Consider the following 16,340-nt stretch of genomic DNA (forward strand, 5'->3'; position numbering starts at 1 on the left):
GATAACCGAGAAGATGTACGACATCATCCGTAAACATTCGCCTGTTAGTGAAATTTTAGGCTCCATGACGTTATTGGATGACTTGAGAATCGATTCCCTGAGTTATATTGCGATTGTTACTAAGGTGGAGGACGAGTTTGATTTTCAATTTCCTGAGGATGACTTGAATGTTACCCCCGAATTTACGCTTTCCGATTTTATCTGCTTGGTTGAAGACATGCTTGCAGGAAATATTAAGGCAAGTTCATAGAATGTTGAGCAATGTACATCGCCTTAAGGAGGGAGGGAATATGATGCTGAAAATGGTGAAGAAAATTCTTAAAGTGAAAAGCACTGAACTGGAAGTGCCACAAATGCTGAAACACAATCCGAATGCTTAATTAGCGCCATTTTGCTATATAGTCTTGCTGTATTTACTAATATAGCTGTTTGATAGTGGTTAAGAACTCTTAACTAGAATCAATTTATAGAGAATGGCGATGTGCATTGATGAGTATTCTATGAGCCCATGTTGAGGCATTTCTGATTAGGAAGTGGATTATGAAACGGGTTGAACACGAAATTATAATCAAGCAGGCGTCATTACCCGAAGAGAAGAGTTTTGTTTCAGAATGTATGGAAATGCCCGATTTTAGGGCGTTTATCGGCGAGTACACAGATGCCCATCTTCAGGAAGCATATCTTTTCTATTATGAAGAGGAACGGTTGGGCGTATTTTGGCCTCAGATTTCTTGTCGTACAGGAGTTTCCATTGCTATACCAAGCATCTATATGAAACGGCGTATGAGTAGATACACGGTAGTATGCATAGGCAGAATGCTGGCGGATCTGTTCACCCGTTTTCAGGTAGAGAAGGTGCTGGTGCCTATTTACAGTAACAATAAAGCGGTGATCAATGCGATGAAGAACTACAACGTTTTTCTGGAAGGAGTATTCCGTCACGGACTGATTGTAGAAGGTGAGCCTGTTGACATCTGCTATTACTCGATTTTGCAGGAAGAGTTTGAACCGATGAAAGCTACATACCGAGAGATTTATGGAAATTAACATTATTGTCCTGACCATATTGCTTGCCGTATATTACGTTGCCAAGAGGTACGTGAAGTTTTCCTTAGTAATATTGATTGAATTTCTGATGATGCTTGCCTACTACAATCATAAAACGCTGCATTTTGAACTGAAGCAATTCATCTTTATTCCTGTGGGTTTTATCCTCTCATCCTTTCTGACCTCTCTGACCACGCTGGCTGTGAAAAGAGTATGGATAAAGCCTGATATTAAAATACCCATTGATAATCTGCAAGTAGTTACAGGTATTTGGGAGGAGATACTTTGGCGGAATGTTATGCTTTTAGTTATCGCCCAAAATATTGATTTTTTTTTCAAAGGCTCATTAAACCTGCTGACTGCTATTGTGGTAACTACGCTTCTCTTTGTCGTTTTTCATAGATATAACAGCACGTTGGATTATATCGAGATGTATGTTTTCTCACTTTGTCTAGCCGTTAGCTTCATTTATGTACCCTATCTAAATATTGGGCTACACATTGGGAGAAATTGTTTTATTTTAAAATTACAGGAGAACAAAAAACGTGAAGAGATGGAAAAATATATCGATCGTCAAAGTCAAAGCGGATGAAATTGATGAGTCCAAATTGTTCTGGAAAACTAGCGTTTCTACAGATTTGTTCGTCTCTGAAAGTTATGCCGTGTGGATAAAACATCGGATCAGCTGCTATTTTTTAGTCAGTGTACATGGAGTTTATGCTAATGTCTCTCTAATGTTTAACCGGTTGCTGTTCAATGCCAAATTGACTCAGGCCATATGTGCATACATTTTTGAACAGTGGCCCTCTTGTCGCAAAATTGCGATTTACTTGCTGGAGAGTGATTGGTATGGCTGTTATTTGGCAAGAGCAGCGGGTTTTTCGGAAGAAGTTGTATTTAGGAAACATTACCGCATCGACGGGCAGAAAATGAATTGCATCGTGTTTTCTGTTGTGAAAGGTTAACTGAGGTTTTATGACACAAGGAGGGAGTGAGACTTCGAGGTGGATAATTTTTGCTTCGGATGTCGCCTGTTATGAACTATACACTAACGCAAGAGCAGAAAGAATTAAGGGATGAAGTTATCCGCTTCACATCAGCTCGATTGAATGATCCGAATGAACGGGGTGGCTTCTCGCACAAACTGTGGAACAGGGTGTCGGAATTTGGTCTGCTTAGTCTTAACCTGCCTGAAGAATACAGCGGAATGAATCAGAATTATTTGACAGCTGCAGTTGTGTACGAAGCATTGGGTTACGCCTGTGAGAATAATGGACTAGTGTTTGCCATTAACAATCATGTGTGGGTATGTCAACAGTTGATTTATTTGTACGGTTCTCAAAGGCTGAAGAATAAGTACCTTCCGCGGATGGCCCGCGGAGAAATGATTGGCGCAATCGCCATCACCGAGCCGGATGCCGGATCCGATGCGTACTCCATGCGGACTGCTGCGTCGAAGCAAGAAGATGGATATGTTCTTTCTGGGAACAAAATGTTTATCTCTAACGGGACGGTAGCGGATATATTTGTCGTCTTTACGAAAGCGGGCTTGGATAACAGGCTGACTGCTTTTATTGTAGAGAAAAGTTTTGATGGCATAGAGATTGGTCAAGACATTGAAAAAATGGGACTAGAAGGCTGCCCGATGGCCGAAGTTTCTTTTACGGACTGTACTATTCCCACTGAGAATATTCTCGGAGAGGTAGGCTTTGGTGATCATATTCTGCGGGATGCTCTTGAGCTTGAACGCTGTTATGAGTTTGCTCCCCATGTCGGGGCCATGCAAAGAGTTATGGAAAGGTGCCTGCAGTATGTCGATGAGCGGGAGCAGTTCGGCCGTAAGCTGTCAGCGTATCAGGCAGTAACCCATAAGATTGCGGATATGAGAATGAAAATAGAGTTGTCCAAGCTGATGCTCTATAAAATCGCGGCTTTAAGGGACAACGGTAAGAATACCTATATGGAGACGTCTATATTCAAACTTTTTGTCAGCGAGGCTTACATTAAAACATGTCAGGACGCCATGCAAATATTCGGCGCCTACGGCTATACAAAAGAGTATGGTCTGGAGCAGGAACTCAGGGATGCGATGGCTTCCACTATTTATTCTGGCACATCCGAAATGCAACGAAATACCATCTTCACCTTAACTCAAAGTTCTATGTTATTTAAATAGATTACAAAGTAAGTATAAGAAAGGTATGAAGTATGGAAATTTTAATCTGTGTTAAGGCAGTACCTTCTAAGCTGCTGGGTAAGCAATATGCCGGAAATTCGCTCTTCAGCATCAACCCATACGACGCATATTCCATTAAAAAGATGTTGGAATTGCGTAAAACTATACCATGTACAGTTACTTGTATCTGCATGGGGCCTGAGGGCGCAAGAGATGTCCTCGTTCGATGTCTGGCGATGGGCGCAGATAGAGCAATTCACTTATGCGATCCTAAGTTTGCGGGATCAGATACCTTTGCGACATCATACATTCTGGCCAGCGCAATCGGAAAGCTAGACTATAATCTGCTTGTATGCGGCCAAATGGCTGTGGACGGAGAAACGGGGCAGGTACAATACGGTCTTGCAGAACGGCTGAATCTTATCTGTCTCCCTAATGTTCAGGGAATCCAATACCAAGAGGAGGAGCGCTTCATCATAGATTATGTGAATGAAGAGATGCTACACCGAGTTCAGGCCGATACTCCGCTGATGATATCGTTCGATAACTTATATGAATACAGTGAGGTCAACCTATTTGCGCTTCAACAAGCACGAAAAAAGGAAATTATCATCTGGAATGCCAATGATCTATCTCTTCGTCCGGAAGAATGCGGATTAACTGGCTCCAAAACAAAGGTCTGCCGGTCCAGGCAGCATCATGAACAGGCCCGGGAAACTGTAACGCTTTGTGAGACAAGAGACGGAATTTCCGCATTTCTGATGAATCAAATTAAGATCCATCAATAACAGAAGGAAGGAAACTATGATGATAATTGTTGTAAGTGATCCTAATGCGAAAAGTATAGTTTCTTACCTTGAAATGTTAAGCAAGGCCAGACAATTGGCAGCTCAAAGTGGTAGCGTTGTAGGTGCGATCTGCTTTGGAATGCATGATTCCTTTTTTTACAATGAGCTGTTCAAGCATGGAGCGCATCATGTTTTCTGCGTTCAGCAGGACTACCGGGATGGGGATTATCTCGCATTTTCTGACGGCATCCGGCATGTAATCCAGAAGAACCGTGCTCAGCTTGTCATGTTCCCGGATACCCCTTTATGTAAAGCAGCAGCGGCTACAATTGCTACTGAATTGGGAGCCGGCTTGACTGCCGATTGCCTGGATATTGACTTTTTCGAAGAGAAATTTATTTTTACACGTACCGCTTTGAACTCCTCTGTGATTGCAGAAATTCATTGCATTCACACCCCCTATCAGTTGTGTACTGTTAAGAAGAGGGTGTTCCATGACTGCGTTTCTGAAATCACTGATGCGGGGGGGACTCTTGATTTTATTGATATTCCAGCGAACAAGTCCATATACTCTGCCCTGAAGAGTCTTGGTTATGAAAGCTATCGCAAGGAAGAGGTAGATTTAGAGAACACAAAAGTTATCTTTGCAGTAGGTAGGGGGGTAAAAGAACAGGATTTTTCCTCCATTCAAAAGCTAGCCAAGGCAGTTGGTGCAGAAATTGGTGGAACCCGTGTCTTGGTCGAGAACGGATTGCTTCCGAGATCCAGACAAATTGGGCAATCGGGTATCCATGTTATCCCTGATTTATATATCGGCTTTGGAATCTCAGGTGCGAGTCAGCATATCGTGGGGATGAAATCCTCTAAGAAAATTATTGCTATTAACAACGATAAAAATGCACCTATTTTCCGTTTTGCGGATTATGCAATTATTGAGGATACAAGAGATGTGATTGCTGATCTTCTATCAGCCATGGAACAAAAGATATAAGCGAATCTTCTAATAATTTGCTAAGTAATTGTTACGGAGGGCAATATGAGAACAATCGGAATCATTGGAGCAGGTACCATGGGATGCGGTGTCGCCCAAACCTTTGCGGAATATGGATATCAAGTAGTACTCCTGGATATTTCACGGGAAGCTTTAGACAAGGCCTATAGGAATATTTATAACATCAGCCGTTTTCGGTTGTTTCAGAACGCTGGAGGCCTATCCGTTGAACCGGAGGATTTAGTGGCCCGGATAAAGTTCACTATAGACATCCATGATCTGGCGGAAGCAGATTTCATAGTCGAGAATGCCGTTGAGAATGTTGCCGTCAAAAAAGAAATTTATAAGCAGCTTGACGATATCTGCAGGCCGGAGGTCATCTTTGCAGCCAATACATCCTGTATTTCCATTACCCAATTAGGTTCTTATACGACAAGGCCTGAACAGGTGATCGGCATCCACTTTATGAATCCTGTCCCACAGATTGCGGCCGCAGAAGTCATCAGGGGATTTTTGACCTCAGAGAAGACTATCAAGAGTACGCTCGAGTTGCTTGAGCGTATCCACAAAGAAAGCATTGTCATCCAGGATTCGCCGGGCTTTGTCTCCAACCGCATTTCTCATCTAATGATGAATGAAGCCATTTTTTTGGTGCAAGAGCAGTGTGCCGAGCCTAAAGATATCGATGCCATTTTTGAAAAATGCTATGGTCATAAAATGGGCCCCTTGGCAACCGCCGATTTAATCGGCCTCGATACCGTGCTGGATTCGCTGAATGTGCTATACGAAAGCTTCCAAGACTCCAAATTCCGTTGCTGCCCGCTGCTCAGAAAGATGGTGAATGCCAACAAGCTGGGTGTCAAATCGGGTGAGGGTTTCTATAAATACAATTGATTAATATATAAAAGGGAGGCATTGCTAATGAGCAAAGCAGAGATCGAATTGAAGGTCGTTAATTTTTTAAAACGATGCACTAAAAAGGAAAGTATTGATTATAGTAAAAATTTTCAGGAAATGGGAATTGTGAATTCTTTACTGCTGATGCAGCTTATTTTATTCATCGAGAAGGAATTTGAATTAACGGTAAGTAACGACGATCTACGTAACAATACGCTTAGTAGTATCGATAATATTATTGCATACGTTGAGGGACGGAACAACTCTGTTACTAACTAGCAGCAACAATAGTGATAGGAAAGGATAACTACTATGGAAAAGCTCGCATTTTTATTCTCAGGGCAAGGTACCCAGTTTACGCAAATGGGGAAAAGCTTTTACGAAAACTATACAATTTCGCGTCAGACGTATGAGGAGGCCGGTGATATTCTGCACCAAGACATAGCTAAGCTGTGTTTTGAAGGGAGTATAAGCGAGATGAGCCGGTTCACCAATATGCAGTTCGCCATTGTTACTACTGAAATTGCTATTTTTCGGGCATACATGCAAGACTACGGTATCAGCCCGCAATTTTCGGTTGGACACAGCATCGGTGAGTATGCCGCACTGGTCAGCTCCGGGGCTCTCCAACTGGGGGATGCCCTGAGAATATTGCAAAAAAGAGGCGAATTGGTCGAGAGGGTGCTGCAAAAGGCAAACTCCAGAATGACGATCATTGAAAATGTGGATATAAGTAAAGTAACTGAAGCCATCTCCCTTCTGGGTGTTGAAAAAACGGTCTTCATCTCTTGTGATAATTCTGGCAGACAGGTTGCGGTAAGTGGATTGAATGAAGATATGGACAAGCTGGAGCAGAAGTTGGAATCCATGCGGGGGATCGTCACTCCGTTGTTCTACAGTCCACCGATGCATTCACCTATCATGGGTGAATATGTGGATGAATACCTTGCGTATCTGAATCACTTTACGGCTTATCCGTTCCGCTTTCCAATTCTGTCCAACGTAACGGGGCGTGCATTTTCAGATGAGCACACTCTGTTTGACATATTGGCGGCGCAGCTTACTCATCCGGTGCAGTGGAGACAATCCGCCAATTTGCTGTATGAGTACGGCATTACCACTGCCATTGAGATGGGACCCAAAGTACTGTTGACCAAATTTATAAACGAGGATCAGCCTACGATTCATTCTTTTTGCTACGGTCTTGCCAAGGACCGCAAGTCGCTGGCTGAGCTGTTTAATAATGACAGCAATTTTGCCAAGGACAAACCTGATTTTGTCGGCAGATGTCTGGCCATCCTGGCTTCCACGCCAAACTACAACCTTGATTCCAAAGAATTCCGGAAAGTTATCCAGAATTATAACGATATTAAGAAACAGCATGAGGCCATGTCCAACTTTAAATTCGGTTCAATGAACGAGCAGTACCGTGAAATCTTGAACAAGTTGATTGATTCGTTACGTATAAAGCAGCTCCCTAGAACGGAAATCAAACATCGAATCCAAATGCTTCTCGATGAAACTAACCTTATCTATGTGTTTAAAGATATGGCAGAGGCCCTTTGAACCTCAGGATTACATATATGGACAAAAAGTGGTAGGTGATGAACAGCTATGAACGGTAATAGCGGTGATATTGCGGTAATTGGGATAGGCTTGGATATTTCAAATGCAACTACTCTTAATGAGTACTGGAAATTTTTTGACGACAATATTGATTGTATTCGGGAAATGCCTGAACACCGGAAGCAACAAATCAGTGATTATGCCCGGTTGTATTTGAACGAAGATGAATCGGCAAGATATTTCCTTGGCAGTTTTCTTGAGCATATCGACCAATTCGATAACGAATTTTTCCGGATCTCTCCTAGGGAAGCTCAAACAATGGATCCGGTACAAAGAATTCTGCTCCAGACCATTTTCCATACATTCGATGATGCCGGATATACGCGGGAGAAGCTGGCTGGAAGCCAGACAGGGATTTATATAGGTTATACTTCCGGAGCAATGAAGGACAATTATTTTACTAATATTATGTTTGCCCACCCCGAACTCCTGAGATATTCTATCGTTGGCAATATGGCTCCGATTCTCCCGTCCCGTGCTTCGCATTTATTGGACCTGCACGGTCCCACGATGCTCATTGATACCGCCTGCTCAGCTTCTCTGGTGGCTATACATGAAGCATGCGAAGCTATTCAGAGACAAAGCTGCTCGATGGCCATTGCCGGGGGCATTAAAATTAATCTGCTTCCGCTTATTATCGAGAGTATGATGATTGGCATTGAGTCAAATGATGGAAGAACCCGGGCATTCGATGATTATGCGGACGGGGCTGGCATTGGGGAAGGTGCCGCCTGTGTTCTGCTGAAGCCGCTGCGTCAGGCGGAAGCCGATGGCGACAATATTTACGCCGTAATCAAAGGCACAGCAATTAACAACGACGGAAAGTCAAGCAGTATTACTGCACCGAACCCAGCCTCCCAAGCTAAGGTCATTCTAAGTACCTGGGAAAAGGCGGGCATACATCCGGAACAAATCGATTATATTGAAACCCATGGTACCGGTACATTGTTGGGAGATCCGGTAGAATTTCAGGGATTATCCCATGCTTTCGAAGCCTTTACGGATAAAAAGCAGTTTTGCGCGTTGAGTTCTGCCAAGAGTAACATCGGTCATTTATTTGAATGTGCGGGCGTCGCTTCATTCATCAAAGCGGTGGCTGCACTGAAATTCAAGCGAATTCCCGGTATGAGGAATTTTTTGACTCCGAACAAAAATATCGATTTCTGCGATTCCCCATTCTATATCAATACCAAGGCTAAGCATTGGGAGCAGCCCCGCAGCGGAACACCGCGGACCTGCGGAATCAGCGCCTTTGGATTGAGCGGTACTAATTGCCATGTGGTTGTGCAGGAGTACACGGAAACTGGTGATGAGCCTGCGTATGATTGGCTGGGTGGTGTGCTCTGCCTTTCGGCTAAATCAGAGTACAGCCTTAAGCATCTGATTCAAGACTATGCGGCTTTTATTGCAAATACAGATGCGTCAATCAACAGAGTTACTGCATGTGCTAATTTGTATCGTGAGCATATGCCTAAGCGAATTGCGATAGTGTATACGGATCAGGAGGATTTATTGAACAAGTTGCAGGCCGTCTACCTAAGAACTCCGGATCAATGGTTGGGGATAGGTGGGGTGTTGTACAATCCCAATGCAGAAATTGGGTCCGGCGACAGTGAAAAAATTATTTCAGCGCTCCAACGCTGCAATGATATTGTACGGAATCAGGATAGCGGCGGTGAGGATGAGTTGCTGCTTCTGCTGGAATTTTTGGCTGGCGAATACTGTAACCGTTCCGTTGTAGATTGGTCTGTATTGTATCAGGGAATGGCTATTCCCAAGATACCGTTGCCGCATTATCCGTTTCAACCAACAGCAGCTTGGCTTCCGTCCAAGGAGCGAACTGAACAACCGCGGGTGAAACGTGAAATGAGGCAGGCTGCCGAGATTGTAGAGCCGAATTCCTTCAATGAGGAGCATTTCTTTTACGAAAGAAGCTTTGTTGAAGCTGAACTGCCGACGTTCAGGTATTATAAGTCTACTTGCCTTTTCATTTACCGCGAGGATCACAAGCATCATGAACTGTTGGGCCACCTAAGAAATCAATTTCTGCAAGTTAAGTGTTTGCCTATATCGATGGAGAAAGCAAGCGGTCAAGGGGCTTCTCGGTATCTTGCTGCAGTTTACAGAGAGGTAGACTTCTCAGAAATCTCCCATATTTTGCTGGCGACCGATGAGCGTTCAAAACGGGTAGCTAATGGAGACGATCTGTCCGCATACGTTCAATTTCAAATGTTCAGCGTGATCGAATTGTATAAACATATCCGGTCTGTCCAGCACCAGATTTCCATTGTTTCCTTGAGTGACAGCGGGTTTGCGGTGACTGGCACGGAGGAATATCTCCGTCCGGAGAGCACATGTATATTCGGTTTGGGTAAATCATTCAACAGAGAGTACCGCAACCTGCACATGTGTACAGTAGATCTGGATGCGGCGACGGACCTTCGGAACGTCACCCAAGAGATTTGCAGCGAAACATCTCAGGCCCGGAAAGATATCGTGCTCTATCGGGAAGGGCGAAGATACATTGAAGGACTCCGGGAAAAAACCATTACTGAAGACAAGGGTAATCTGCTGCGTGATGAAGGTGTGTATCTGATTACTGGGGGACTGGGAGGAATCGGCTTCGAGACCGCCTTGGGCATCGCCCGAAAGGTAGCGGGGACTTCGCTGGTTCTTGCCGGACGCTCTATGCTGGAGGACGAGAGTGAATGGGCCGATATTTTGCAGTCAGAAGCGGCAAGTGAGAGGGGCGAACGGATTCGGCGGATGCAAAGACTTCGCCAGTATGCCGGATCTGTCCAATACATCCAGTGCGATATCTCTGATGAAGACTCTGTGCAAGACATGATCGAGGTAATCGGCCGAAAGTACGGCAAGCTGAACGGAATTGTTCATTCGGCAGGCGTAGGCGGCGGCACTGCATTAGAGCATCTGGATGAAGCGCGTGTGATGAGTATTGTTCGTCCCAAAATCATCGGAACCTTTCTGCTGGATATCTGGACCCGTCGGTTCAATCCAGATTTCTTTGTAATGTACTCTAGCAATTCAACTTTCTTCAGCAGCTCCGATCTCCCTGATTATATTGCCGGTAATTTGTACCTCGATGCTTACAGCAGCTACCGGAGTGCAAGCTGCAGCGGTCTAAGTCTTACGGTAAACTGGGCCACCTGGCTCGAAACGGGAATGTCCGTGAAGCACAATTTTACCGTAGACACGCTGACCCGATCCATCCGTACGAAGGATGCTATTTCAGCGTTATTTACCGCAATGAACAACGGTAGCGGAAGCCTAATGATTGCCCAACTTAATTTTCAGAGCAAAATCGTTTTACTGATGCATAAATACCCCCTGGTGTTGTCTCCAAATATATCAGCATCGTTGGAAAAGCTGAATGCTTCCTCCGATATTCCGGGCAAGGCCGGGCTCACATCATTCGTGCAGGAAATGACAGGCACAGGCGGGTATTCGAAGACCGAAAAAGTCATCAGCGGTATTTGTTGCAAGGTCCTGGGCTATGAGGATATAGATATTTTTAAAAATTTCTTCGAGCTTGGCGCAGATTCCATCATGCTTGCCTTAATCTTGCGCGAACTGAATGAAGTCTATCCCGGTAAGTTGAAAGTAACAGATTTGTTCTCATTCCCAACGGTTAAGGCGTTATCCGAGTATATTGCTTCCATTACGGATCATTTGGAGGACTCCAATTTAGCTGCTGAGGAAGAAGTAGAGCTAAACTTTACCTCAGAGGAAGAAGATCGGGACAATGAGGAAGATGATTATAACCAGGAAGGAGTGGCGATTATCGGTGTGGGACTGGAACTCCCGAACGCCAGCGATTTGCCAACCTTATGGAACATTTTAAGCAGCGGTATTAATGTTGTTCGCGATATTCCCGAAACAAGATCAGCTGATATCATCAGACACTTAAAGAATCAAGGAATGGTAGATGAGCAATTGAATTTTCGAAAAATGGGATATATGGATCAGATCAATCAATTCGATTATTCATTTTTTGGGATGTCTCCAAGAGAATCGACCATTATTGATCCAGTCAACCGTCTCTTTCTACAGTGCAGTGCTAAGGCGATTGACGATTCCGGCTACGGTCGGATAGGAGTCAAAGGAACGGACACAGCCATTTTTCTGGGCTATTCAGCCAGCAACTGCAATACATACAGCCGTCTGTTGTACGAAACGGATCAAACATTGTTCAACGATTCTCTTCCGGTAAATCAGGTCAGCATGGCTGCAAGCCGGGTGGCGTATGTATATGACCTTAAGGGACCGAGCATGGTTGTCGATACAGCTTGCTCCTCTTCATTGGTAGCTCTGCACATGGCTTGTGAAGAGATCAGGGAGGGGAAATGCCAGATGGCGCTAGCTGGAGGAGCGTTCATAGCGCATATGCCTCTGGATAATGGCTGCGATGTAGGCTTTGAATCGAAAGAGAGCATTACACGGGCGTTCTCGCAAGATTCTTCCGGTTCAGCAATTGCGGAAGGAGTCGGCGTGATAATGTTGAAGTCGCTGAAGCAAGCGCTGGCGGATAAGGATGATATTTATGCCGTTATACGGGGCAGTGCGACGAACCAGGACGGAAGCTCCTTTGGTATTGCGGCGCCCAACTTTCAGGCACAATCACAGGCGATTCAAGAAGCATGGCGCCGAGCCGGCGTAGGTGCTGAAGATATTGCCTATATCGAGGCGCATGGAACAGGGACACAATTGGGAGACCCCATTGAGGTTACCGGCATCAAACATGCGTTTGAGACGGCTACGAGCCGCAAGCAGATTTGCGGTATCGGTTCGATTAAGACCAACCTGGGACATGCCAACGAAGCGGCGGGCATGTGCGGCATTTTTAAGCTGATCGGCATTCTTCAGCATAAGCAGATTCCGCCGAGCCTGTATTTTAAAACCCCAAATTCGAATATTGATTTCGTAGATTCTCCGTTATATGTAGTAGATCATAAAATTCCTTTACAGAAAATCAACGGAAGATACATTGTCGGAATTAGCGGATTTGGCATGAGTGGAACAAATGCCCATGTTGTGCTGGAGAATGCTCCAAAACGCAAAAAAATCAAGCATTCGGATAGAAAAGCTCCCTATATTTTCGCAGCTTCCGCCAAATCTAAGGAATCGTTGCGGAATTTATTGGCGGATTACAGACAATATTTATTGGCTATGGCTGACGCGGAGCTCTTCAACTTTTGCTGCAATCTGACTTTGGGAAGAAGCCATTATCATCATCGTTTGGCATTTGTAGCTGACAGTCGAACGGAGATGATATCCAGGCTGGAACAAGCTCTAGGATCAGAAATGGCTGCGTGCGAGGGTGGTTATGTTGGACAATATGCCATCGTCTCCGAAAGTAAAACTTATCGTTATCCGCATGAGATAACGATCAACGAGCAACAGGCCCTCACCCGCCTTGGCGCTGACATTATTGAAGCGGGCACAGGATACGATTGGGATAAGCTAACTGAATTATACGTACGAGGTGCTGAGATCAATTGGGTGAATATTTACAGCGGCCCTTACGATAAAATGCATCTTCCGGTGTATGTGTTCGAGAAAAACAAATGCTGGTATCCTATACCCGACGCTGAGGAGCAGTCGCATCAGCTGAATAGTTATTTCCATGCCAAAAAGTGGGTGCCGCTGAAGCAGGACAAGTATTTGGAGCTCCAAGAGGACACATATACGTTGATTATTTATGACAAGACCAATTACGACAGCAGTTTTAGTGAAGCTGTGGAGGCCAAGTGCCGGAATGTAATCAGCGTAATTACAGATGATGAATGGGAATATATGTCCAGCAGTCAGGTCGTCCGGATGCCAGCGGGTGAAGCAAACTATCAAAAGTTGTTTGAGGAGCTTTCCGGCAAGCGAATCGAGCATATTATTCACCGGCGTTCGATCTCATCGGCACATGCGATGGATTTAGACGCTATAAATCATGCGTTGGAATTAGGATTTTTCGATCTAATCTCTGTCTTCAAGGGTCTAGCCAAAGCGCATGTGGAACAGGATATCGCAATATCTATTCTATCCAATTCAGCGTACGGTATCAGCAGTCAAGAGTCATTTACATTGCCTCACAATGCGGTTACTTTGGGCCTTGGCAAAGTAATTGAACAGGAGAACCCAACGATTTCTTGCCGGGCTATTGATATGGACTTGAACACCAACCATGAGCTTATTGCAGAAGAAGTGTTTGCCGACCATAACATCTATTTAGTGGGCTTCAGAAACAACGAGCGGTATGTTGAAGAGTTTAGTGATGTGGAGATAACGACAGTTCAGCAGAATCGCTTTAAGCCAGGCGGCGTCTACCTGGTTACAGGCGGAACAGACGGGTTGGGCTTGGAGACGGCAAAATATATCAGCGAGCATGATCAATGTAATATTGTTCTGCTGAGCCGCAGCGGATTTCTAAACGAAGCATTGTGGCCGGAATATGAGCATGAAGAAGAATACGCGTCGCGGATAAAAATTCTGAAGGAAATTAAGGGGAACGGCTGCCAACTGGATATCTATGCTTGTGATGTCTGCGATTACAATGCACTTAATGATATATTGCAGCAGATCAGAACGACGTATGGCAAGATCGACGGGATATTCCATTCGGCGGGCATCAGTGGTGCGGGTTATATTCTCCGCAAGGAAATGGATTCGTATTTGTCGGTAATGGCTCCGAAGATTGCGGGAACGTGGAACCTGGACCAATTAACGGCAGAAGACCATCTTGATTTCATGGTGCTGTACTCATCGGGAGTCACGGATGGCGGTGAAGCGGGGCAAAGCGATTACTTAGGGGCCAACGCCTTCTTGGATGCTTATACTGATTACCGGAACGCCTGCCACAGAAACACTTACACAATTAACTGGTGCTCTTGGAAGGAGACCGGTATGTCCTATCGCTATGGAGTCAATGTTGACTCCATTACCAAGGCAATGAGCACGCAGGAAGCTGTTCAGGCGCTGGATATCTTTATCAGAGGAGTCGATCACAAGCGTGTCATGATCGGGCAATACAATATCAACGATAATTTCTTTGCTTTGATGCAGCATACACGCAATCATCTTGCGTCTGGATTTAAGCAAAAGATTGAGACGAATTACTCGGAGGCAAGTCTGGCAAACGGCCGTTTGAATCTGAATAACGGTCTTCGCGATTTTGCACAAATCCGGAAAGGGCGCATCGTGTTCATTCCGAAATCTGAAAAGGTAAAGAGCCGATTGGACAGCGTGAAAGATTTTAAGTTAGAGGGAGATCCCGCCAATCAATACTCGGAAATCGAGCATGAGGTGGCACGGGTGTACAGCGGAATTCTGGGCTACGAGCATTTGAACGTGTACGACAATTTCTTTGAAATGGGTGGCGACTCCGTGATGCTCGCCACAATGTACGATATGCTCGATGAAATGTACCCGAATATCATTCGCGTAGCCTTTTTGTTCGAGTATTGTTCTATCCGCAGCCTGGCGGCGTTCATCGACTCAAAAATCAAGAAGGAACCAGAGCAAGTGGAGTCTGGTTATCTCCCTGATATCCGTTCTTCGGAAGAAAAGCCTTATTTCGAATTAAGCTCACCACAGGCGAGGATCTATTTGGAACATCGTTTGCGTAAGGGAGAATTCACCTATAACAATCCGTTCTTTATCAATGTCAGCGGAATCGATGACATTGAGCTGGTGAAGCTGCTCGAAGCTTTGGTGAAACGGCACGATATGCTGCGCACGACATTCAAGGTTATCGACAACAAGCTTGTACAATATATTGCTGCTGATGTCCCGATACATGTTGATTCTGTCGATGTTCCGTCTGGTACAGCAATCAACTACAGCAATTACTTGAAGGAATTTAAATTAAGCGAAGCTCCATTGTTTCATTTAACGGTATTTAATTATTCGCATCAAAGGATTTTATTCTTTGATATACATCATATTTTGCTGGATGGGTATTCTTCGAGCATACTACAGAAGGATTTCGCTGATCTGGCAGCCCATTATCCGGAAGCGGATGTTCGTCCCTCGTACAGAAAGTATGTTGAATTTGAGAAGGCGTTTTTTGTTTCGGACGAATACCATAGGATGAAATCCTACTGGCAAGACAGGCTACACGGCTTCGAGTTTTCCAATCCGCTCAGTGCTATTTCCCATTCTACCGGTTTGGAAGGCGCGGACACGATTGTCAAACTGCTGCCGGATACAGTGCTGAGTGGGGTATCGATAGCTGCCAGAGAACATCAGACGACTATGTTCAATGTGCTTATTGCTTGCTTTGCTTTTAGTGTGTCACAGACCTGCGGGGTACATGATCTTGCCATTCTGACCACAGTGTTAAACCGATATGAATCAGAGTTCAATAGTATTGTAGGTGTTTTCACGAATCTAATACCGATGCGGTTTCAGATTTATGAGCACCAGCCAATTGAGGAATATCTGTCCACTGCGAAGAAGAATCAAATAGGCGATCTCCAGAACCAGTATTATCAGTACCATCATTTAATTGGTGACTTCAAACAGCGGCAGGCTGATTTCCGGCTTTATTTTAACTTTGAGGATCATTCCATGAAAAAAGTTATAGGTGAGGACATCGCCTATAATTCTCTGACACCGTTATTTGATCTGGATATTAATATTAAGAAAAGAAACGGGCAGTTTGAACTGATTGCCATCTATAAGGCGGAGCTATATTCAAAGAACGATATCGAATGCATCATCCATAGATACTTGGATGTTCTGCAGCTTGTTACGGAGACATATCAGGTTGGAAAGCAGTAGAAGCACAGAGGAGGTTGTAGCA

At 44.6% G+C, this 16,340-nt stretch carries 11 protein-coding genes; all 11 read left to right on the forward strand.

What is annotated here, in order from left to right; translation table 11 throughout:
- The first annotated feature begins 13 nt into the window (after window positions 1–13).
- Entirely contained in the window at window positions 14–250 is a 237-nt protein-coding gene (locus ACFORK_RS02890; protein ID WP_379195404.1) for a phosphopantetheine-binding protein, read from the forward strand.
- Between the two features lie 290 nt (window positions 251–540).
- Window positions 541–1,047 carry a GNAT family N-acetyltransferase gene (locus ACFORK_RS02895; protein WP_379195406.1) on the forward strand — a complete coding sequence of 169 codons (507 nt, stop codon included), beginning with the start codon at window positions 541–543 and terminating at the stop codon, window positions 1,045–1,047.
- Window positions 1,037–1,639, forward strand: a complete 603-nt coding sequence (locus tag ACFORK_RS02900) for a CPBP family intramembrane glutamic endopeptidase (protein ID WP_379195408.1) — start codon at window positions 1,037–1,039, stop codon at window positions 1,637–1,639. The genes ACFORK_RS02895 and ACFORK_RS02900 overlap by 11 nt, the downstream gene beginning before the upstream one ends.
- Entirely contained in the window at window positions 1,593–2,012 is a 420-nt protein-coding gene (locus ACFORK_RS02905) for a hypothetical protein (protein ID WP_379195410.1), read from the forward strand. The genes ACFORK_RS02900 and ACFORK_RS02905 overlap by 47 nt, the downstream gene beginning before the upstream one ends.
- Before the next feature lie 71 nt (window positions 2,013–2,083).
- Window positions 2,084–3,223: an acyl-CoA dehydrogenase family protein gene (locus tag ACFORK_RS02910; RefSeq protein WP_379195412.1), complete on the forward strand. Its 1,140-nt coding sequence runs from the start codon at window positions 2,084–2,086 to the stop codon at window positions 3,221–3,223.
- Window positions 3,224–3,255: 32 nt separating this feature from the next.
- Complete coding sequence (locus tag ACFORK_RS02915; RefSeq protein ID WP_379195414.1) at window positions 3,256–4,011, forward strand: electron transfer flavoprotein subunit beta/FixA family protein; 756 nt, start codon at window positions 3,256–3,258, stop codon at window positions 4,009–4,011.
- 16 nt (window positions 4,012–4,027) lie between these two features.
- The gene (locus ACFORK_RS02920; RefSeq protein WP_379195416.1) at window positions 4,028–5,002 is read left to right on the forward strand and encodes an electron transfer flavoprotein subunit alpha/FixB family protein; all 975 of its coding nucleotides are present in this window, start codon (window positions 4,028–4,030) and stop codon (window positions 5,000–5,002) included.
- A gap of 45 nt (window positions 5,003–5,047) precedes the next feature.
- Window positions 5,048–5,896, forward strand: a complete 849-nt coding sequence (locus ACFORK_RS02925) for a 3-hydroxyacyl-CoA dehydrogenase family protein (protein WP_379195418.1) — start codon at window positions 5,048–5,050, stop codon at window positions 5,894–5,896.
- 27 nt (window positions 5,897–5,923) lie between these two features.
- Window positions 5,924–6,178, forward strand: a complete 255-nt coding sequence (locus tag ACFORK_RS02930) for an acyl carrier protein (protein ID WP_379195420.1) — start codon at window positions 5,924–5,926, stop codon at window positions 6,176–6,178.
- Between the two features lie 33 nt (window positions 6,179–6,211).
- Entirely contained in the window at window positions 6,212–7,465 is a 1,254-nt protein-coding gene (locus ACFORK_RS02935; RefSeq protein ID WP_379195422.1) for an ACP S-malonyltransferase, read from the forward strand.
- 48 nt (window positions 7,466–7,513) lie between these two features.
- Window positions 7,514–16,318: an SDR family NAD(P)-dependent oxidoreductase gene (locus tag ACFORK_RS02940; RefSeq protein WP_379195424.1), complete on the forward strand. Its 8,805-nt coding sequence runs from the start codon at window positions 7,514–7,516 to the stop codon at window positions 16,316–16,318.
- The last annotated feature ends 22 nt before the right edge of the window (window positions 16,319–16,340 follow it).

It is taken from the genome of Paenibacillus sp. GCM10012306 (assembly GCF_042649265.1).
Lineage (GTDB): Bacteria > Bacillota > Bacilli > Paenibacillales > Paenibacillaceae > Paenibacillus_AQ.

Coding starts and splice junctions, on each gene's coding strand:
- ACFORK_RS02890 (WP_379195404.1), top strand. CDS start 14: ATGTACGACATCATCCGTAAACATTCGCCTGTTAGTGAAATTTTAGGC.
- ACFORK_RS02895 (WP_379195406.1), top strand. CDS start 541: ATGAAACGGGTTGAACACGAAATTATAATCAAGCAGGCGTCATTACCC.
- ACFORK_RS02900 (WP_379195408.1), top strand. CDS start 1,037: ATGGAAATTAACATTATTGTCCTGACCATATTGCTTGCCGTATATTAC.
- ACFORK_RS02910 (WP_379195412.1), top strand. CDS start 2,084: ATGAACTATACACTAACGCAAGAGCAGAAAGAATTAAGGGATGAAGTT.
- ACFORK_RS02915 (WP_379195414.1), top strand. CDS start 3,256: ATGGAAATTTTAATCTGTGTTAAGGCAGTACCTTCTAAGCTGCTGGGT.
- ACFORK_RS02920 (WP_379195416.1), top strand. CDS start 4,028: ATGATGATAATTGTTGTAAGTGATCCTAATGCGAAAAGTATAGTTTCT.
- ACFORK_RS02925 (WP_379195418.1), top strand. CDS start 5,048: ATGAGAACAATCGGAATCATTGGAGCAGGTACCATGGGATGCGGTGTC.
- ACFORK_RS02930 (WP_379195420.1), top strand. CDS start 5,924: ATGAGCAAAGCAGAGATCGAATTGAAGGTCGTTAATTTTTTAAAACGA.
- ACFORK_RS02935 (WP_379195422.1), top strand. CDS start 6,212: ATGGAAAAGCTCGCATTTTTATTCTCAGGGCAAGGTACCCAGTTTACG.
- ACFORK_RS02940 (WP_379195424.1), top strand. CDS start 7,514: ATGAACGGTAATAGCGGTGATATTGCGGTAATTGGGATAGGCTTGGAT.